This is a genomic window from Comamonas fluminis (assembly GCF_019186805.1).
Classification (GTDB): domain Bacteria; phylum Pseudomonadota; class Gammaproteobacteria; order Burkholderiales; family Burkholderiaceae_C; genus Comamonas; species Comamonas fluminis.
Genome location: NZ_CP066783.1, coordinates 241,645 through 260,747, shown reverse-complemented (window position 1 = coordinate 260,747; position 19,103 = coordinate 241,645). Strand labels below are relative to the sequence as shown.

Sequence of the window (19,103 nt, the reverse complement as noted above, 5' to 3'; positions counted from 1 at the left end):
CGTTGCACGTCGCCCCTCAGGGGGAAGCCGCGCAGCGGCTCAGGGGGGAGCCTTATCTACCCACGCTATCCGGCAACACCAGACGCTCGACCACCTTGCCATTCTTGAGGTGGGACTCAACGATTTCGTCGATATCGCTGTCGTCGATAAAGGTGTACCAGACGGCTTCGGGATAAACCACTGCCACCGGGCCGCCAGCACAGCGGTCCAGGCAACCGGCCTTGTTCACACGCACTTGCCCCTTGCCCGCCAGGCCTTCTTCCTTGACGCGCTTCTTGCAGTGGTCAAAGCCCGCCTTGGCGCCATGCAGCGCGCAGCAATCCTCGCCATTGGGACGCTCATTCAGGCAGAAGAAGATATGGCGCTGGTAGTAGCCACCGGCGTTGTTTGGGCTTTGGGTGTCACTCATAGTGGAGTCATTCTAGGCAGGCTGTTGACGACGCGAGGCGCGCACCACCACATAGGCCAGTGTCACGTAAGGCCAGAGCCAGCCCAGCCATTGACCCAGACCATAAAAGCGGATGAAACGCCCCTGCTCCCAGGCTTGCAAGGTCTGGGCGAAATACACATTGGTGGGCGCCTGGTTGAGGATGCTCAGGTGCAGCACCAGCACCAAAAGTAATAGCACGGCACAGATACGGCGTGAGGCTGGCAACGAAATAATGGCCAGCCCCAGCCCACCCCAGATGCCCAGGCGCACCGGCAGGTCCACCCATTCCCAGGCATGGGCCGGGCCCCAGCTCAGCGCGGCAGACAGGGCCGTCACACCCACACCCAGTGATACCAGCACCACAACCGCCAGCACCCGCCGCCCCATATGGCGCACGGCGCAATAGGCTAGCAGGCAGGGAATCCACAGGCCCAGCATCACGCACAGCATTTCGGACGCCAGCGACAGCGGTGTCATCGCAAAGTCACCCAGCGGCAGCCATTCCTCAAACGGCGTATTCAGCAGCAAATCCTGCAGGGTTTCGTCCAGCCGCTCCAGCACCTGACCCAGACCAAAAGGCACGGCTGCCGGAAACAGCAGCGCAAACGGCCACAGCGCCAGCAGCACCAGCACGCCCGCCCCGTCCTCGCCCAGCCATTTGCCGCGAAACGCACTCCAGCGCGAGACGGCGCCCAGCTTTTCCAGCAGCGCAGCCAGCAGTGCGCCTATCAGCGTGCCGCCTGCGTTCAGCACCAGATCGAGGTTGGACGGCACCCGCCTTGGCAGGTAGATCTGCAAAAACTCCATGCACAGCGACAGCAGCGTGCCGCAGACGAAGGCCAGCGGCACGGCCACCACGGGCTTGCCCGAGCGCATCAGCGCCAGCGCCAGAAAAAAGCCCAGCGGCGCGTAGCCGACGATATTGGTGTTGACGTCGAACCAGGTCCAGTACGGAGGCGGAATCTTGGCGAACAGAAAGACCCGCGGGTCTATGCCCTGCGCACGCCAGCCGTCAAAAGGGAACAGACTGGCAAATACGATCAGCAGCGAATAGACCAGCGCCAGCGGCCAGGCCGAGGTATGGCGCATGGAGATCACTGGCACCGACGGGCGGGCCGTTTCGGGCACCGAAGATTCAGACAAGACAGCTCCCGGCAATCAATACGTTCAGAACGGCTTGACCACCACCAGAATCACGGCAGCGATCAAGAGCAGCACCGGCACCTCGTTATAGAAGCGGAACCAGCGATGGCTTTTGTGGCAGGTGTTGTCTGCCAGCTTGCGCAGCAGCACCGCGCAGCTGTGGTGGTAGCCAATGACCAGCAGCACCACGGCCAGCTTGGCATGCAGCCAGCCGCCGTTGAAGCCCCAGCCCAGCCACAGCCACAGGCCCAGGCCCAGTGCGGGCACGGCCAGCATGGTGGTAAAGCGCAGCAGCTTGCGCCCCATCAGCAGCAGGCGCTCGCGCTCGGCCACCGAGCCCGGCGTGACCATGGCGATGTTGACGAAGATACGCGGCAGATAGAACAGACCAGCAAACCAGCTGGCTACGAAGACGATATGGAAGGCTTTGACCCAGAGCATGCAGTCAGTGTAAAGCGCGCAGGGCCGCAGCGCCTGTTGCAGACGCTGGCTTTACGAGGCAGCAAAGTGACAGCCAACGTGGGTTAGTCGCGCACTGGCAAGCCAAGCCATGTTGAATGGGGCACAATTTTCCCCATGCATCTGTCCAGCCCTACACCCTTCCCCCAGAATCGCCCCCGCCGCCTGCGCCGCGATGCCTTTACCCGCAACCTGGTGCGTGAGAGCGTGCTGACGCCCCATGACTTCATCTACCCGGTGTTTGTGCACGAAGGCACGAACCGCCGCGAAGCGGTGCCCTCCATGCCCGGCGTGGACCGCGTCAGCCTGGACCTGCTGCTGCCCGTGGCCGAAGAATGCGTGAAGCTGGGCATCCCCGTGATGGCCTTGTTCCCCAATATCGACGCCAGCCTCAAGACCCCGGACGGCAAGGAAGCCCTGAACCCCGACGGCCTCATCCCCCGCGTGGTGCGTGCGCTCAAAAAGGAATTTCCGGATCTGGGCGTGATGACCGACGTGGCGCTGGACCCCTATACCAGCCACGGCCAGGACGGCATCCTGGACGAGACCGGCTACATCCTCAACGATGAGACCGTGGAAGTGCTGGTCGGCCAGGCTTTGAATCACGCTGAAGCTGGCGTGGACATGGTGGCCCCCAGCGACATGATGGACGGCCGCATCGGCGCCATCCGCGAAGCGCTGGAACTGCAAGGCCATATCTACACCCGCATCATGGCCTACAGCGCCAAGTACGCCAGCGCCTTCTACGGCCCCTTCCGCGACGCCGTGGGCACCCGTGGCGCCCTGGGCAAGGCCGACAAGAACGTCTACCAGATGGACCCCGCCAACACCGACGAAGCCCTGCGCGAAGTAGCCCAGGACATCGCCGAAGGCGCAGACATGGTCATGGTCAAGCCCGGCATGCCCTACCTGGACGTGGTGCGCCGCGTCAAGGACGAGTTCAAGGTTCCTACCTTCGCCTATCAGGTGTCGGGCGAGTACGCCATGCTCAAGGCCGCTGCCGCCAATGGCTGGCTGGACCACGACGCCGTGATGATGGAAGCCCTGCTGGCCTTCAAGCGCGCCGGTGCCGACGGCATCCTGACCTACTTCGCCATTGACGCTGCCAAGAAGCTGCGCGGCCTGTAAGACGACAATGGTTTTGATAGCTGCAAGCGCTTGATACGCTTGCGCTCAAAGCCATTTCAGGCATGATTTCACGGCCCGGGAGCTTTCTTCCGGGCCGTTTCTTTATTCCAGCCCTGCCATGCGCGTTCTGCACATTTCTCCGCTCTATGCCCAGCCTGTCGAAGCCCTGCCCACGCAGGAGCCCATGACCGGCTTTTACTGGGTTTCCTGCACCCGTGCGGAACTGGAGAGCCAGCTGCCCGCCATTCAGCACATGCTGACGCAGATTGGCGGCTCGCCACTGGTGGACCTGCATGTCTCGGACTTGCTCAACCCCACCCTGCCCTCGAACTATGACTACACCTCGGTGTACGACATTCTGGTGTTCCGCAGGCTGGCCAATGCCCATCTGCCGCCGCTCAATGGCACACATGAAACCATAGCAGCCAGCGCAATCCCAGCTTCGCCTGCGACCAGTTCCAGCCCTGCGCCTGCCATCAGCAGCGCTCCCGCATCGCACCGCCCGGCCCACACTCAGCCAGCGGCGGATGCCCCCGTGCTGCAGCGCGTGGAAACCCAGCCTGTGGGCTTTGCGCTGTACGACCATGTGCTGCTGTCCGTACACCCCGACGGCTGTTTTGTGATGGAGAACTTCTGGCAGCGCCTCATCACCGGCCCCGGCAAAACCGATGGCCGCCAGCAAAGCAGCAAGATGCCCGTCGAGCCTGCCGACTTGATGCTGCGCATGGTCAACGGCATGGTGGATGGCTATCTGGACCTGCGCCGCACGCTGACGCGCCAGATCGACCACTGGCAGATGGCGCTGCTCAAGCCCAACAAGCGCTTCAGCAACTGGGCCAGCGTGCTGGATGTGCGCCTGGCGCTGCACCAGCTCGATGAAATCTGCGAAGACCAGCGCGCCGCCATGCAGGACTGGACGGAAGCGCTGGAAGGCTGGCCGCCAGAGAGCACGCCCGCCCGCCAGCATGAGCGCGAGCTGCTGCGCGTGCGCTCACGCGACGTGCTGGAGCACATAGAGCGCGTGACCCACCATATTCACCGCATGGAGCAAAGCGCCGAGACCGCCGTGCAAATGCACTTCTCGGCCCAGAGCAACCGTGCCAACGACATCATGCGCACGCTGACTACGGTGACCGCCATCTTTCTGCCGCTGAACCTGATGGCGGGCATCTTTGGCATGAACTTCGAGTTCATTCCCTTTGTGCACAAAAAGGACGGCTTTATCTGGGCACTGGTGGCCATGGTCGTCATCACCGTGGTGCTGGTGGCTTACTTCTGGCGGCGGCGGTACCTTGAAAGTGAAGAACGGGAGTAACACCCCCTGAGCCGCTTTGCGGCTTCCCCCTCTCTCTTCGGGAGGGGGACGACACCTTTGCTGCGGGGCGGCCCTTGCTCGGTGTCTCTGTTTTTTGGGCCGCGCCTTGTGGCTCACTCTGTAATTTGAACAAAAATAGCGGCTAGTGCTTATGGTTAAAGTGCTAGCAGCTACTGTTTTTGACTTTTATCAGTCCAGCAATCAACCTATGTGCTGCTTGAAGAAGGCCAGAGTGCGCTCACCTGCCAACGCTGCAGCAGCTTCGTTGTAAGAGCCGCGCTGGTCGCAGTTGAAGCCGTGGTCGGCTTCATAGACATGCACTTCCACCTTGGGCTGGGCCAGCTTGAAGGCTTCGACAGATTCCAGCGAGATGTAGTGATCCTTGCTGCCGAAGTGCGCCAGCGTTGGCACCAGCGCCTGGCGGTTGGCTTCCTGCTCGCCTGTCATGCCGCCGCCGTAGTAGCAGACCGCTGCCGAGACGCTGCTCAGGTTGCAGGCCGTGCGCCAGGTCATCAGGCCGCCCCAGCAAAAGCCCACCACGCCCACTTTGCCGCCCTGCGCCTGTTCGCCAGCGTAGGCCGCAGCGGCTTCCACATCGCGCAGTGCGCCAGGTACGGGCAGGCTTTCCACGGCAGTCTTGAGGGCAAAGCCCTGCTTCATATCGTCCTCGGTGTAACCCAGCTCCACATTGGGCTGCACGCGCTGGAACATGGCTGGTGCCACGGCCACATAGCCTTGGGCGGCGTAGCGATCGGCGACGGAGCGAATGTGCGAGTTCACGCCAAAAATCTCCTGCAGCACCACGATGGCGCCACGCGGCGTGCCTTCAGGCATGGCCACATAAGCGGGAATTTTCACGCCGTCCACGGCGGTCAGTTCGACAAAGCTGCCCATTGTTCTAGCTCCTGTTTTTGTTGCACAAGTCGTACAGCCGGTGCGCGCTTTGCGGCAATTACACGCAAATCGCCAAGCGAGTGCTGTAATGGCAGCGCTGCCCCGGCAATCCAGCCATTCTTTCACACGCCACGCTGCCATGAAATCTCGCCAGCTTCCTGTGCCCGAGCCGCTTTTTTACCCAGCCGTTGCGATCGATTTTTTTGAAGGTGGTCTGTAATGGATCTCAAGCCCCTCATCACGCTGGTGGCCATCATCAACCCGCTGGCCATCATCCCCTTCTTCATTCATTACACCGAAGGCTTCAGCCCGCAGCAGCGCAAGCAAACCATTCACACCGCCGCCTTTGCGGCGTTCTGCGTGATTGCGGTGTGTGCCTTGCTGGGTCTGCAGATTCTGCAGTTCTTCAATATCTCGCTGCAGAGCTTTCAGGTGGGCGGCGGTCTGCTGCTGCTGATCAGCGCGATGAATATGCTGAATTCGCGCCCCGCAGAAGACCGCCCGCACAGCCCCACACTGGAAGCTGCGGCCGAAAAAGCCGCTGAGGGCAACAGCATTGCCGTGGTTCCGCTGGCCATACCGCTGCTGACGGGGCCAGCCGCCATGTCTACCGTCGTGATTTATGCCGACCAGGCGCGCACCATCTGGCAGCATGTGGCGCTGGTGGGCTATGGCGTGGTGGTGGCCATTGCAGTCGTGGTCTGCTTTTCGCTGGCCGACCCGATTGCCCGTGTGCTGGGCAAGACCGGCATCAACGTGATGACCCGGCTGATGGGCCTGATTCTGGCGGCGCTGGCCATTGAGGTGATGGCGGGCGGGCTGGTCAAGATCTTTCCTATCTTGGCTTCGCCGGCGATATATCCATAGCCCCCCCTGAGGCGCTTCGCGCCTTCCCCCCGAGGGGGACGGCACCTTCGCCGCGAGGCGGCTCTTGCTCGGTGCCACTGGGTTGGGGTGCGCCGGTTTCAGGCGGCTACAGCTTCTTCCTTGTGCTCTGCAGTGCTGCAGGCGCCGCCGCATCCAGTGATGGGTTCGGCAGGCAGGGCTTCGGGCATCAGCACTTCGCCGCTGACAGGGTCAAAGCCTGCGCGGCGCATGTGCAGGGCCAGGGCGGCGTCCATGTTCTGGGCATGGTGGCTGAACCAGGGGCCCAGTTCTGCGGCCATGTGGCGAATGGTGCCCAGATCGCCCTCTGCTCCTTTGGCCGCGCCTTCGCGCATGACGGCCAGCACCACTTTGTGCTGCTGGCTGTGGCAGTTGCCGGTGGCAAAGCCTGTGGTCTGCATCCAGCGGTCTTCCTGGTCAAAGTGGTGCTGGGTATGCGTGATCAGCTCGTCCCAAAGATGGCATAGCTGTGCATCATCAGCCGCCTCTACCTGCGCCAGCAAAGTGACAAATTCTTCATGCACCGAATCCATGGCGGGCAGGTCCAACACCAGAGCAGCAGTCCATTCCAAGCTGGCCATTGCGATTCCTTTGCTTTGCGAGTTGCGGAAGTCGCAGCTTAGAAAGATAGACGCCCGCGCCCATTGACCCACATCAGCAAAGCCGCGCCACAGGACCCGGGCAGATCAATCGCCCGCAAAAAAGCCCTGCATTGCAGGGCCTGGGAGTGCAGCAGCGAGCTTATCGGCCCTGACTCTGCAGCCAGTTGCTGAGATCAATGGTCAGCCTGTCCACACTGACGGCCATGGCACGGGCACCACCGGCTGCATCGCCAGTGGCAGCCGGGGTCTGGGCGCTGAACAGCTTCTGGCCCAGCAGCACATTGCCGCCACGACGGTCCTGGCCGATCAGGCTGGCACGCACGCGCACCACGCCCTGACTGCTGCTGGCACTGTCAAAGACCTGGCTGAATTCCACAATTTCCAGCCTCAGCAGGCCCAGCGCTCGCGAGTCATTGGGGTTGGGGCTGAGGTTGTCTTTCTCCGAAAGCACAGGTCGCTCCAGCGCCAGACGGGTGCGCAAGCGCTGCTCCAGCATCTGGGCAGGCGGCAAGGTCCAGCGCGCATGCTGATAGGCGCGCTGCTCCTGGTTGTCGGCATAGCTCAGGCGGTAGAGCATGGCGGTGGAGTTGTCAGACCCGGCAGGGGTCTGCACCTCTGCCAGCACCAGCGGGGGCGGCGCCACACTGGGGGCGGCTGCCGTTGCCGCGGGCACGGTGGTATCGGTCACGCCCAGGTCGTAGCGAGTGGGCTGAACGGGCGGTGTGGGCAGCGCCGAGCAAGCGGCCAGCACCAGCGCTGCGGCAGACAGACCCGCCGCGCGCAGCAGACTTGTTGAGACGTTCATAGCTTGAGCCATAAGAGTTCCTGTAGAAGACGCTGCCAGTTCAGTGCGCAGGGGTAGGGGCGGTGAAGCCCGGCTCGCCCGGGCCGGGCTGGCCCACGCCTTGCCCGTAGAGCACGGACTGCGGGTTGTCGCCAATGCGGCTGGCCATATTGCTCAGGCTGCGCGAAGCGCGCGAAAAATCGTCTGCTGCGCGGTTGACGCGAGGCAGGGTGCTGCGGCCCAGTGCATCAGCGGCCACGGTCAGCGACTGCGTGCCTGCCGCAATCTGCTGCAGCGGGCCGTCAGGCGCGTTGATGCGGCGCACGGTCTGCTGCAGCTCACCAGCCACACCCGAGGCGGAATTGCCCGCTCTGGTCAGCGACTGCAAAGTTTGATGGGCATCCGCCGTAATCTGCGGCAAGCCAGCAGCGGCCTTGTTCATGGTGCCTGCCAGCTCATTGATGCTGCCTGCGGCAGCAGCAATGTTTTCCAGAGACTCACTGACCCGCTTCTGGTTGTCGTCTCCCAGCATGGCATTGAGGCGGCGAGAGATTTCATCCACACGCTCCAGCAGCACCGGGCCCTGGTCGGCCAGCATGTTCAGCGGCGAAGACTTCATGGGCATGCGCGGCAGGCCGCTGGGGCCGGGTTTGAGCTGCTGCGGCAGCTTGGTGTCATCGTCAAGCTGGATATGGGCCAGGCCCGTCACACCCTGATAGCCCAGCTGGGCATAGGTTGCGGGGGTGACGGGCGTGTTCTCGCCCACGGCAATGCGGATCAGCACATTGCCCGGAATCTGCGGGTCAAAGCTGATGCGCACCACCTTGCCCACAGGCACGCCCTTGTAGCGCACCGTGGCCTGAGGCTGCAGGCCGCTGACCCCGTCCTTGGTGGACATTTCATAGAGCTGGTATTCGCGGTTGTCACGCGTGAGCCAGACGGCCAGCCCTGCCAGCAGGGCTGCGACGACCAGCACAAAAATGCCGGCCGCCATGGCATGGGACTTGTTTTCCATCAGCTTTCCTCTGCGGCCGCGCCGCCTTGCACCGGGGCCATGGCGCGGCGGCCACGTTCTCCCTGGAAGAAATGTTCGATAAACGGGTGCTTGACCTGGGCCACATCGCGTGGTGCACCCGTCACCAGCACGCGCTTTTCAGCCAGCACGGCAACCCGTGTGGACAGCGCAAACAGCGTGTCCAGATCGTGGGTGACCATGATGACGGTCAGGCCCAGCTCGTCATGAATGTCGCGCAGCAGCTCGCAGAACTCGTCCGAGCCCTTGGGGTCCAGCCCCGCCGTAGGCTCGTCCAGCAGCAGCAGGGGCGGGTCCATCATCAGCGAACGCGCCAGCGCCACGCGCTTGATCATGCCGCCCGAAAGATCAGCCGGCATGCGCGTGGCGTGCTCGGGCTTGAGGCCCACCATCTGCAACTTGACCATGGCGGCATCGCGCACCACTGCATCGGGCAGCGTGCCCTGCTCGCGCAGCGCAAAGGCAATGTTGTCCAGCACATTGAAGGCCGAATACAGCGCCCCCTGCTGGAACAGCATGCCCACATGGCTGGCCGCCAGCTCGCCACTGATAACCTCCCTCGAAGGCCGCCCATCAATCGTCACCGTGCCGCGAGAGGGCGACAGCAAACCCAGAATCTGGCGCAGCAGCACCGTCTTGCCCGTGCCCGAGCCGCCCACCAGCGTCAGAATCTCGCCCGGGTAGACATCCAGATTCAAATCCTGGTGCACGGCAAAGCGGTTCTCGCCGGAGCCAAACTCGGTCCACAAATCCTTGGCCTGCACCAGCGGCGCCTTATCCTGCGGCGGCTCATAGCCCCCCACAGCGCCATCAATCAGGCGGTTTTTAAAGGTCTCAGCCATGCGCGCCCCCTCTTAAACCGACACAAGCCAAGAAAGCGACACCGAGGAAGGGCCGCCCCGCACCGAGGGTGTCGTCCCCCTCCCAGGGGGAAGGCGCGAAGCGACTCAGGGGGTATCGCATGCTAAAACCCCACATTACGGAACAGGATGGCAAAAATCGCATCCACGATGATGACCATGGTGATAGACGACACCACTGATGCCGTCGTGCCCTGCCCCAGACTCTGGGTATTGGGCTCCACCTTCAGCCCCCAGTGGCAGCCAATCAGCGCAATCAGCACCCCGAACACCACGGACTTGCCCATGGCCAAGCCCAGATTGCCGATCTTGACCGCGGCAGGCAGCGACTGAAAAAAGTACGAGGGCGTGATGTCCATGGTCAGGTCTGCGGCCACCATGCCCCCGGCCAGCGAGGCCAGAATGGTCCACAGCGCCACCAGCGGCATGGAGACCGCCAGCGCCAGCGCCCGTGGCATGACAAGGCGGTAGCCTTTGGAGATGCCCATGACCTGCATGGCATCCAGCTCCTCGGTCACCCGCATCACACCAATCTGCGCCGTGATGGCCGAGCCGCTGCGCCCCGCCACCAGAATGGCGGCCAGCAGCGGCCCCAGCTCGCGAATCAGCGAGATGCCCAGAATATTGACGATAAAAGACTCGGCGCCAAACTGGCGCAACTGCAGCGCCATCAGATAGGCCAGCACCACGCCGATCAAAAAACCCACCAGCGCCGTAATGGGCAAGGCGGTGGCGCCGGTTGCGTAAAGATGCCCTGAAATATCGCGCCACGGCCCGCGAAATGGGTTGCGCGCCAGTCGCACACAGTCCAGCAGCAACTGGCCGATCAGCTCGATCAAGCCCATGAAATGCGCACGCGCATTGATGACCATCTGGCCCAGATTGTTGATCTGGCACATCAGGCCCGAGGGGGCGGGCTGGGGCTCGGGCACCTCGCTGAACCGGGCCACACGCTCCAGCATGGCGCGCTGGTTGCTATTGATTTTGAGTTGCTCGGGCCAGCGCTTGCCCCATTGCTGCCACAGCAGCTGGGCGCCCACATGGTCCAGCCACTGCAACTGCTCCAGATCCCAGCCCGCATTGGCGGGCACCGCCTTGATCTGCGGAGCCAGCCTGCGCCAGAGTGTGCGATCCCCCAGCTCTGCGGCACTCCAGCGGCCCACAGGCACGGCCCACGGCCGCCCTTCCTGGGTCTGCATGGGGCATTGAGGATTTGAGTCAGTGCTGGACAAAGAAGCTTCCTAAAACAAAGACGGGGCAGCGCCCAGCATAGCGCCAGGCCAGGCCCTGAGAACTGTCAGCGAAGGGCTGCACCGCGTAGGCCCGCAGCGCAAGCGGTGCTCTAACGGGATGCAATTTTTATCAAAAAATCGCGCCACCCCGCAACCATAAAGCACAAGCAGCTTCAAAAACAGGAGTGCCAGCGCACTTTCCCTATCGACAGCCAGCATCAGCTCAGCACAATCAATCAGCCACTGGTACTGCCAGTGGCGTCTGTTCCGCCCCTTGATCTCTGCCCATGAGCGACACCACTTTTGACTACATCGTCATCGGCGGCGGCACTGCAGGTGCCTTGCTGTGCAACCGTCTGTCCCGCAACAAAAACCACCGGGTGCTGCTGATAGAAGCCGGGCGCAAGGACGACTATCACTGGATTCACATCCCCGTCGGCTACCTGTACTGCATCGGCAACCCGCGCACCGACTGGCTGTACCAGACTGAGCCAGACCCCGGCCTCAACGGCCGCAGCCTGCGCTACCCACGCGGCAAGACGCTGGGCGGCTGCTCCAGCATCAACGGCATGATCTATATGCGCGGCCAGTCGCGCGACTATGAGCAATGGGCCGACCTGACGGGTGATGACACCTGGCGCTGGAGCCAGGTGCTGCCCGCGTTTCGCCAGCATGAGGACCACTGGCGGCTGGACGCCGATCAAGTGGACCAGGTCAGCGAGGAATTTCGCCGCCTGCACGGCAACAAAAGCCAGGGTGGCGATGGGGAGTGGCGTGTGGAGCGCCAGCGCCTGCGCTGGGACATTCTGGACGCTTTCTCGCAGGCCGCGCAGCAGGCTGGCATTCCTGCATCGGACGACTTCAACAACGGCGACAACGAAGGCGTGGGCTATTTCGAGGTCAACCAGAAAAGCGGTTGGCGCTGGAATACCGCCAAGGCCTTTTTGCGCCCCACCTGCTATGGCCGCCCCAACTTCGAGATGTGGACGCATGCCCAGGTCAGCCGCCTGATTCTGCAAGACCTGCCCGACGGCAGCCAGCGCTGCACGGGTGCCGAAGTCTGGACGGGCGATGAAATGGTCACCGTTCATGCCGAGCGCGAAGTGCTGCTGTGCGCCGGAGCCGTCAACTCGCCGCAGATTCTGCAGCTCTCGGGCATAGGCCCGGGCGATCTGCTGCAGCGCCACGGCATTGAGGTCAGGCGCGACCTGCCCGGCGTGGGCGCCAATCTGCAAGACCATCTGCAAATCCGCTCTGTCTACAAGGTGCAAGGCGCCAAAACCCTCAACACCATGGCCAGCAGCCTGATGGGCAAGGCCGCCATCGGGCTGGAATACGCCCTCAAGCGCAGCGGCCCCATGAGCATGGCGCCCTCGCAGCTGGGCGCCTTCACGCGCAGCGACCCCAGCCAGCCCCACGCCAATCTGGAATACCACGTGCAACCCCTGTCGCTGGACGCCTTTGGCGAGCCTTTGCATGACTTCGCAGCCTTCACGGCCAGCGTCTGCAACCTCAACCCCAGCAGCCGGGGTACGGTGCAGCTGCAAAGCGCCGATTTCAGACAAGCCCCGGCCATTGCGCCGCGCTACCTATCCACTGCCGAAGACCGCCAGGTCGCAGCCGACAGCCTGCGCGTGACGCGCCGCATCGTCGGCCAGCCGGCGCTGGCGCGCTACCAGCCCGAAGAGTTCAAGCCCGGCATTCAATATCAGAGCGATGAAGACCTGGCCCGGCTGGCCGGCGACATTGCCACCACCATCTTTCACCCCGTGGGCACCACCAAGATGGGCAAGGACAGCGATGCCATGGCTGTGCTGGACAGCCGCTTTCGCGTGCGCGGCGTTCAGGGCTTGCGTGTGATTGATGCGGGCGCCATGCCCACCATTACCAGCGGCAATACCAACAGCCCCACGCTGATGATGGCTGAGAAGGCGGCAGGCTGGATTCTTGAAGATGGCAAACAGAACGCAGAAGCCGGTGCGGCAGAACCCGAAGTGCTGTTCCGGCTCACCCTTTAAAACGAAACTCACCAGAAAGTCATGTCTGCTTATCGTTTTTGTCACAAATCTGTCAAACGCTTGTCACAAAAGCGCTGAGTGCTATCGTTTTTGAATAATCTCAATCCGACACCTTCTGTAGTCCAGACAACGGCTTTCTTTGTCAGATTTTTTTGGTGCAACCCAAGGGAATTCCCCAATGCACCAGTGCGGTGCAACATTTACATTCTCCCCACTCTCGCTGCTCTACGAAGCGGCATGGGGGGCCGAGGAGACAACTCGACACACAATCAGATCTACATTCAAAAAAAGCATCAAAGATGCATTTAAAAGCGCCCTCACAGGGCGCTTTTTTTATGCCTTTCAGAGGTGCGACAATCTTGCCCGCACGATCCAGGTCAATTCGGCACCCGGGTCATCACCCGCATGCCCCAGATCTCAGCACATGGGCCATGCACTATTTGCGGGCACTGCACCATGGAATGGATTCTTGTTTCTCTCGCCTCGGCACTGGCCGGCTTTGTGGATGCCATCGTGGGCGGGGGCGGCCTGATTCTGGTGCCGGCCATGTTTGCGGCCTTTCCCACAACCACGCCAGCCACGCTGTTTGGCACCAACAAGAGCGCCGCCGTCTGGGGAACAGGTATCTCGGCCTGGCAGTTCAGCAAACGCGTGCACATCACCTGGGCCACCTTGCTGCCCGCCATTGGCACCACACTGGTGGGTGCTTTTGCGGGCGCATGGGCTGTGACGGAAATTTCTCCGGATTTTCTGCGCAAGCTGCTGCCTTTTATCTTGCTGGGCGTGCTGCTCTACACCCTGGCCAAGAAGGAACTGGGCCGCGACCACGAGCCACGTCTGGCTGGCCGCGCCGAAATGCTGACGGCCAGCGCCATTGGTCTGCTGATCGGCTTTTATGACGGTTTCTTCGGCCCCGGCACGGGCAGCTTCTTTGTGTTTTTGTTCGTGCGCCTGCTGGGCTATGACTTTCTGAACGCATCGGCCAGCGCCAAGCTGCTGAACCTGGCCTCCAACGCTGCGGCGCTGCTGCTGTTTTCGCTCAAAGGCCATGTGTGGTGGCACTTTGCCGTGCCGCTGGCCGTGGCCAATGTGCTGGGCAGCATGCTGGGCACCTGGATGGCGCTGCGCCACGGCACGGGCTTTGTGCGCACCATCTTCATCGGCGTGGTGAGCCTGCTGATTCTGAAGACGGGATATGACGCTTTTCTGCGTTAAGCCCTTATAAGACAAGCGCCAGGCGCTATCAAAATCAGGGCGTAGGCTCTTCTTCCGGGTGCACCGAGATATCTTCCACCCGGCGTGGCGTACCAATGGGCGCACCAGCCTTGCCGATGCGCACAGCGGCAATGTCGGCCTCGCTGGGGTAGTTGCCCACCAGCCAGTAGTCCAGAATGCGGCGCGCAATAGGTGCGGCTGCAGCCGCACCAAAACCGGCGTTTTCCACAATCACGGCCACCGCAACCTTGGGGTTCTCGGCCGGGCCGTAGGCGATATAGAGCGAATGGTCGCGCTGGTATTCGGCCAGACGCGCGGCGTTGTACTTTTCCTTCTGGCCCACGGTCACGGCCTGGGCTGTACCCGTCTTACCGCCTGACATATAGGCCGCGCCACCGAACACGGCGCGCCCTGTGCCCCCCGTCACCACGCCCACCATGCCGCGCTTGACCGCATCGACATTGCTTTGCTTGTAGCCCAGATTGACAGGCGCAGGCTGAACAATGGCCGTGCGGGTGCCAGAGACAGAGTCGATCAGTTCCTTGCCCACATGCGGGGTGTTGCTGATGCCGTTGTTCACCAGCGTAGCCAGCGCATGCGATAGCTGCAGGATGGTGAAGTTGTTGTAGCCCTGACCAATGCCCAGCGAGATCGTCTCGCCCGCAAACCATTGCTGCTGGGCGGCGCGCTTGTAGGTGTTGCGCTTCCACTCCTTGCTGGGCAGCACGCCGCGCACTTCACCGGGCAGGTCAATGCCGGTGATCTGGCCAAAGCCCAGGGGTTTCATGAAGTCGTGAATCGCATCCACGCCCATTTCATTGGCCAGCGTGTAGAAATAGACGTTGCTGGAGTGCTGAATGGCGCGCACCAGATCAACCGGCCCCAGCGCGTGACCGGAGCGGAAGGTGTGCCCCCCAAAAGTCCAGGAGCCACCGTCCTGAATCACCGTGCCCGGGGTGCGCTTGCCGGTTTCCATGCCCGCCAGCCCCATGAACGGCTTGTAGGTTGAGCCCACGGGGTATGTGCCGCGCATGGAACGGTTGAGCAAGGGGCGATCCAGAGACTCGTTCAGCGCCTTCCAGTTCTCCTGGTCGATGCCATCGACAAACAGATTCGGGTCATACGTGGGCTTGCTGACCATGGCCAGCACCTCGCCATTGCGCGGGTCCATCGCAATCGCCACCCCACGGCGGTTGCCGTAGAGGTCTTCAATCATCTTCTGCAGCTTGATGTCTATGGACAGCTGCAGGCTGTTGCCCGGCGTCGCGGGGCGGCTGCCCAGCTTGCGCACGGCGTGGCCACCTGCCGAGGTTTCCATCTCCTCCCAGCCAGTCTGGCCATGCAGTTGCTGCTCGTAGCTTTTTTCGGCGCCCAGCTTGCCAATGACTTCGGTACCGCGATAGTTAGCCGCGTCGTCGGAGTCATCAATATCTTCTTTTTCCCTTTGATTGATACGACCGATATAGCCAATGATGTGGCTGGCCGTCTCCTTCATTGGATAGGTTCTGAACAGACGCGCCTTGATATCCACGCCCGGAAAGCGATAGCGCTGCGCCGCAAACTTGGCGACTTCCTCATCCGTCAGACGCGAACGAATGGGGATGGACTCAAAGCTTTTGGAGTCATCCATCAACCGCTTGAACTTGCGCCGGTCACGCGGAGTGATCTCCATGATTTCGGACAAGCCATCAATCGTCTCGTCCAGATCCTCAACCTTGGATCGCGTAATCTCAAGCGTGTAAGCGGAGTAATTACTCGCAAGCACTACGCCATTACGGTCCAGAATCTGCCCCCGGTTAGGCACAATCGGCACCACCGCCGTGCGATTGCTCTCGGCCCGCTCGGCCAGCTCCTCATGCCGCTCCACCTGCAACACCAGCAGGCGCGACACCAGCACGCAAAACGCCAGCAGCACCACCCCGCCCATGACAACAGCACGCAGCCGAAAGCGCTGCAGCTCAGCCTCGGTATTGCGAATCTCCATCATCTGCGGGATCCCAAGCATCGACGCTCAACCGAGAGCGATGTGTGAAGCTGCCACTGCCGCAACTCAGAAACAGCGAGCAAGGGCCGCCCCGCAGCGATGCTGTTGTCCCCCTCCCGCGAAGCGAGAGAGGGGGAAGGCGCGAAGCGACTCAGGGGGAGCAACATGGTCACAGCGGTCGGTTTTCGTCACTATCCGGCGCACGGCGCTGCGGCGCCAGCAGCAGGACACTGACGATGGGCCAGAGCACCGTTTCAATGACGGGTGCAATCAGCATCAGCGGGCCGGGGAAAATGCCACCCACCGCCACACGCAGCAGCACCTGCACGCCATGGGCCAGCGCAAACAGCGGCAGCAGATGCAGCGCCTGTATGGGGCTGGAGAACCAGAGCAGACGACGACTCATCCAGCCAGTCACATACACCAGCAAGGTATAGGCCAGCGCATGCTGACCCAGCAGCGAGCCACGGTCCACATCCATGATGAGACCCAGCACAAAGGCAATGCCCAGGCCCACGCGCTGGGGCTGATTCAGGCTCCAGAAGGCCAGCAAGACCATCAGCCAGTCAGGCAGCCAGACAATGCGGCCCAGCGGCAGCATGTTGATGATCAGCGCCAGCAGCAGCGTAAAAACGATGAAAAGAGGGTTGACCGGCAGCAACAGCTGCTGGCCGCGCGGCATGATCATGCGGGGTCCTTTGCAGGCTGTGCAGCAGGCTTGTCTGCTGCTTTTTCGGCTTTTTCGGCAGCCGCTTTTTCCTTCTTGCTGCGCGCCCGAGCTGCGCGGTCGGCCTTTTCAGCCTCGGCCTGCGCGGCCATATTTGCGGCTTCGGGGTGTTCGGCCCGGTTCAGCGGCTGCAGCACCATGACATGGCGCACACCCTGCACCTTGCCCACGGGCTCACAGTAAATACGGGTAAAGGCCGAGTCGGCCCGGCGGTCCACGGTAATCACCTTGGCCACGGGCAGCCCTTGGGGATACAGACCATCGACACCACTGGTGGTCAGCAGGTCGCCCACCTGTACATCGGCATTGCTGGGCATGAAACGCAGCTCCAGCCCACCGGCACGCGTGGAAGATGCATCGCCATAGGCCACGCTGCGTGCACCAGTACGTGGGTTGAAGACGGGAATGGCCTGATCGCGGTCAATCAGCAGGGTCACTTCTGCACGCGCCGGATAGACGCGTGTGACCTGCCCGATCACACCTTTTTCATCCAGCACGGGGGAGCCCGGCGCAATCTTGTCCACCTGCCCCTTGTCGATCACCACTCGGCGCGTATAGGGGTCGGGGCTGTCATAGACCACCTCGGCCACCTGCCCGGGGGTCAAGGTGCGCTCGCGCAACTCCAGCATGGCGCGCAGGTGCTCGTTTTCCTTGATCAGTTCTTCCGCCAGCTCGGCGCGCTGAGCCATCACCACCAGATCCTTGCGCGCTGCGTCCTCGCGGGCCACGGCCTGCTGCTGCACTTCGGCATAGCGGCTGGCGTTTTGGTAGGCCTGCACCGGCTGGGCCACCAGCCACTGCACGGGCGCCAGGGCCGCAGAAACGGCTGCGCGCACTGGTGCCGTGATCTTGAAACGCGCATCCGCCACCATCAAAAACAGCGCCAAGGCGCTGTAGAGAGCTAGCTGCGAGGTGCGGGAAGCCTGCTGCTTGAACAGCGATGGCGCACGATGATCCAGCGTTTCCAGTGTCATGAGCGTCCCGTTTGCGTGACCAGGGATGCCCGCTTCCCTGCCCGGGAAGAAGACATGCAAAAAGAGAGCGCGGTGTGCAGGCGTATCACGGACTCAAGCCCTGTTTGGTCAATGGGGCCAGCAGCACGCATACGGGCTGCGCGCTGCTGAGTTCTACATTCTCCAGCGATCAGTCGCTAGTGAAGATGCTGCCCTGGCGATCCATGGTCTCCAGCGCCATGCCGCAGCCACGCACCACGCAGGTCAGAGGCTCTTCAGCCACCAGAACGGGCAGACCAGTTTCTTCGGCCAGCAGACGGTCCAGGTCACGCAGCAGCGCACCGCCACCGGTCAGCATCATGCCTCGCTCGGCAATGTCGGCGCCCAGCTCGGGAGGCGTCTGCTCCAGCGCGTTCTTCACGGCAGAGACGATCTGGTTCAGAGGATCGGTCAGCGCTTCCAGCACTTCGTTGGAAGAAATGGTGAAGCTGCGGGGCACGCCTTCGGAGAGGTTGCGACCCTTGACTTCCATTTCCTTGACTTCGGAGCCAGGGAAGGCGGAGCCAATCTGCTTCTTGATGGCTTCAGCCGTAGGCTCGCCAATCAGCATGCCGTAGTTACGGCGGATGTAGCTGATGATGGCTTCATCAAACTTGTCGCCACCCACGCGCACAGAGCCCTTGTAGACCATGCCGCCCAGCGAGATCACGCCCACTTCGGTCGTGCCGCCGCCGATGTCCACCACCATGGAGCCCGAAGCTTCGGACACGGGCAGACCGGCGCCGATACCGGCGGCCATGGGTTCTTCAATCAGGTACACCGCAGTGGCACCAGCGGCTTCGGCTGCATCCTTGATGGCGCGGCGCTCAACCTGGGTGGAGCCGCAGGGCACGCAGATGATGATGCGGGGGCTGGGTGTCAGCACCGAGCGTGGATGCACCATCTTGATGAACTGCTTGATCATCTGCTCGGTGATCACGAAGTCGGCAATCACGCCATCCTTCATGGGGCGAATGGCTTCGATATTGCCGGGCACCTTGCCCAGCATGGCCTTGGCTTCGCCGCCAACCGCCTGAATCACCTTCTTGCCATGGGGGCCGCCTTCATGGCGGATGGCAACGACCGAAGGCTCGTCAAGAACAATGCCCTTGTCTCGGGCGAAAATGAGGGTGTTGGCTGTGCCAAGGTCGATGGCAAGGTCGGTGGAGAAGTACCGACGGAAAGCTCCGAACATTCAAGGTCCTCTCAGGCACGGCTAGCGCGTCGGCAACCGTCGCCGGGGTGTAAGGTAATGGAGTCTGGGTGGGTGGGCTTTTTTTGCACAATGACCAGCCGGTCGGAGGTATTGCGGCAAAGCCGAGATAATACCGTATCCCCTGTGAATAACTTCTACTGTCAGGGTTAGAAACACTGCTTTACATGCGGCTGCCCTGTTAAATAA

18 protein-coding genes are annotated in these 19,103 nt (G+C 62.2%); 5 read left to right on the top strand and 13 right to left on the bottom strand.

The annotated features are described in order from the left end of the window. Window positions 1-52: 52 nt before the first annotated feature. From JDW18_RS01460 to JDW18_RS01450, 3 genes are all read right to left on the bottom strand, one after another. Complete coding sequence (locus JDW18_RS01460; RefSeq protein WP_218242013.1) at window positions 53-409, bottom strand: (2Fe-2S) ferredoxin domain-containing protein; 357 nt, start codon at window positions 407-409, stop codon at window positions 53-55. Between the two features lie 12 nt (window positions 410-421). After that, window positions 422-1,519 carry a VanZ family protein gene (locus JDW18_RS01455; protein WP_218243739.1) on the bottom strand — a complete coding sequence of 366 codons (1,098 nt, stop codon included), beginning with the start codon at window positions 1,517-1,519 and terminating at the stop codon, window positions 422-424. Between the two features lie 78 nt (window positions 1,520-1,597). After that, window positions 1,598-2,014, bottom strand: a complete 417-nt coding sequence (locus JDW18_RS01450; RefSeq protein WP_218242012.1) for a CopD family protein — start codon at window positions 2,012-2,014, stop codon at window positions 1,598-1,600. A gap of 135 nt (window positions 2,015-2,149) precedes the next feature. Here JDW18_RS01450 and hemB point away from each other — a divergent pair, with 135 nt between their 5' ends. Together hemB and JDW18_RS01440 are read left to right on the top strand one after the other, a co-directional pair. Next, entirely contained in the window at window positions 2,150-3,160 is a 1,011-nt protein-coding gene (gene hemB / locus JDW18_RS01445; RefSeq protein ID WP_218242011.1) for a porphobilinogen synthase, read from the top strand. A 118-nt stretch (window positions 3,161-3,278) separates the two neighbouring features. Continuing rightward, window positions 3,279-4,475 carry a magnesium transporter CorA family protein gene (locus tag JDW18_RS01440; protein WP_218242010.1) on the top strand — a complete coding sequence of 399 codons (1,197 nt, stop codon included), beginning with the start codon at window positions 3,279-3,281 and terminating at the stop codon, window positions 4,473-4,475. Between the two features lie 201 nt (window positions 4,476-4,676). Here JDW18_RS01440 and JDW18_RS01435 read toward each other — a convergent pair whose 3' ends face one another. Then, window positions 4,677-5,369, bottom strand: a complete 693-nt coding sequence (locus tag JDW18_RS01435; RefSeq protein WP_218242009.1) for a dienelactone hydrolase family protein — start codon at window positions 5,367-5,369, stop codon at window positions 4,677-4,679. Between the two features lie 219 nt (window positions 5,370-5,588). Between JDW18_RS01435 and JDW18_RS01430 the strand changes: the two genes are divergently transcribed. After that, window positions 5,589-6,236, top strand: a complete 648-nt coding sequence (locus tag JDW18_RS01430) for a MarC family protein (protein ID WP_218242008.1) — start codon at window positions 5,589-5,591, stop codon at window positions 6,234-6,236. A gap of 98 nt (window positions 6,237-6,334) precedes the next feature. On the opposite strand, the gene JDW18_RS01425 is transcribed toward JDW18_RS01430, so the two are convergent. The 5 genes from JDW18_RS01425 to JDW18_RS01405 all read right to left on the bottom strand — a co-directional run bounded on the left by JDW18_RS01425 (window position 6,335) and on the right by JDW18_RS01405 (window position 10,732). After that, entirely contained in the window at window positions 6,335-6,835 is a 501-nt protein-coding gene (locus JDW18_RS01425; protein ID WP_218242007.1) for a hemerythrin domain-containing protein, read from the bottom strand. Window positions 6,836-6,995: 160 nt separating this feature from the next. Continuing rightward, on the bottom strand, window positions 6,996-7,673 hold the full coding sequence (locus JDW18_RS01420) for an ABC-type transport auxiliary lipoprotein family protein (protein WP_246610212.1): 678 nt from the start codon (window positions 7,671-7,673) through the stop codon (window positions 6,996-6,998). A gap of 28 nt (window positions 7,674-7,701) precedes the next feature. Further along, window positions 7,702-8,655, bottom strand: a complete 954-nt coding sequence (locus JDW18_RS01415; protein ID WP_218242006.1) for an MlaD family protein — start codon at window positions 8,653-8,655, stop codon at window positions 7,702-7,704. Beyond that, window positions 8,655-9,515 (bottom strand): ABC transporter ATP-binding protein, encoded by an 861-nt coding sequence (locus JDW18_RS01410; RefSeq protein WP_246610210.1) that lies wholly within the window; start codon window positions 9,513-9,515, stop codon window positions 8,655-8,657. Before JDW18_RS01410 ends, JDW18_RS01415 begins: the two co-directional genes overlap by 1 nt. A gap of 122 nt (window positions 9,516-9,637) precedes the next feature. Continuing rightward, window positions 9,638-10,732: an MlaE family ABC transporter permease gene (locus JDW18_RS01405; protein WP_425514762.1), complete on the bottom strand. Its 1,095-nt coding sequence runs from the start codon at window positions 10,730-10,732 to the stop codon at window positions 9,638-9,640. A 320-nt stretch (window positions 10,733-11,052) separates the two neighbouring features. On the opposite strand from JDW18_RS01405, the gene JDW18_RS01400 reads away from it, so the two are divergent. Together JDW18_RS01400 and JDW18_RS01395 are read left to right on the top strand one after the other, a co-directional pair. Continuing rightward, window positions 11,053-12,783 carry a GMC family oxidoreductase gene (locus JDW18_RS01400; RefSeq protein WP_218242004.1) on the top strand — a complete coding sequence of 577 codons (1,731 nt, stop codon included), beginning with the start codon at window positions 11,053-11,055 and terminating at the stop codon, window positions 12,781-12,783. A gap of 456 nt (window positions 12,784-13,239) precedes the next feature. Next, on the top strand, window positions 13,240-13,998 hold the full coding sequence (locus tag JDW18_RS01395) for a sulfite exporter TauE/SafE family protein (RefSeq protein WP_218242003.1): 759 nt from the start codon (window positions 13,240-13,242) through the stop codon (window positions 13,996-13,998). Between the two features lie 34 nt (window positions 13,999-14,032). Here JDW18_RS01395 and mrdA read toward each other — a convergent pair whose 3' ends face one another. The 4 genes from mrdA to JDW18_RS01375 form a co-directional block, all read right to left on the bottom strand. Then, window positions 14,033-15,985, bottom strand: coding sequence for a penicillin-binding protein 2 (gene mrdA / locus JDW18_RS01390; protein WP_218243736.1), 1,953 nt, complete (start codon window positions 15,983-15,985; stop codon window positions 14,033-14,035). A gap of 166 nt (window positions 15,986-16,151) precedes the next feature. After that, on the bottom strand, window positions 16,152-16,670 hold the full coding sequence (mreD, locus tag JDW18_RS01385; RefSeq protein WP_218242002.1) for a rod shape-determining protein MreD: 519 nt from the start codon (window positions 16,668-16,670) through the stop codon (window positions 16,152-16,154). After that, entirely contained in the window at window positions 16,667-17,683 is a 1,017-nt protein-coding gene (gene mreC, locus JDW18_RS01380; protein ID WP_218242001.1) for a rod shape-determining protein MreC, read from the bottom strand. Before mreC ends, mreD begins: the two co-directional genes overlap by 4 nt. 169 nt (window positions 17,684-17,852) lie before the next feature. Beyond that, entirely contained in the window at window positions 17,853-18,896 is a 1,044-nt protein-coding gene (locus JDW18_RS01375; RefSeq protein ID WP_218242000.1) for a rod shape-determining protein, read from the bottom strand. Window positions 18,897-19,103 lie beyond the last annotated feature (207 nt).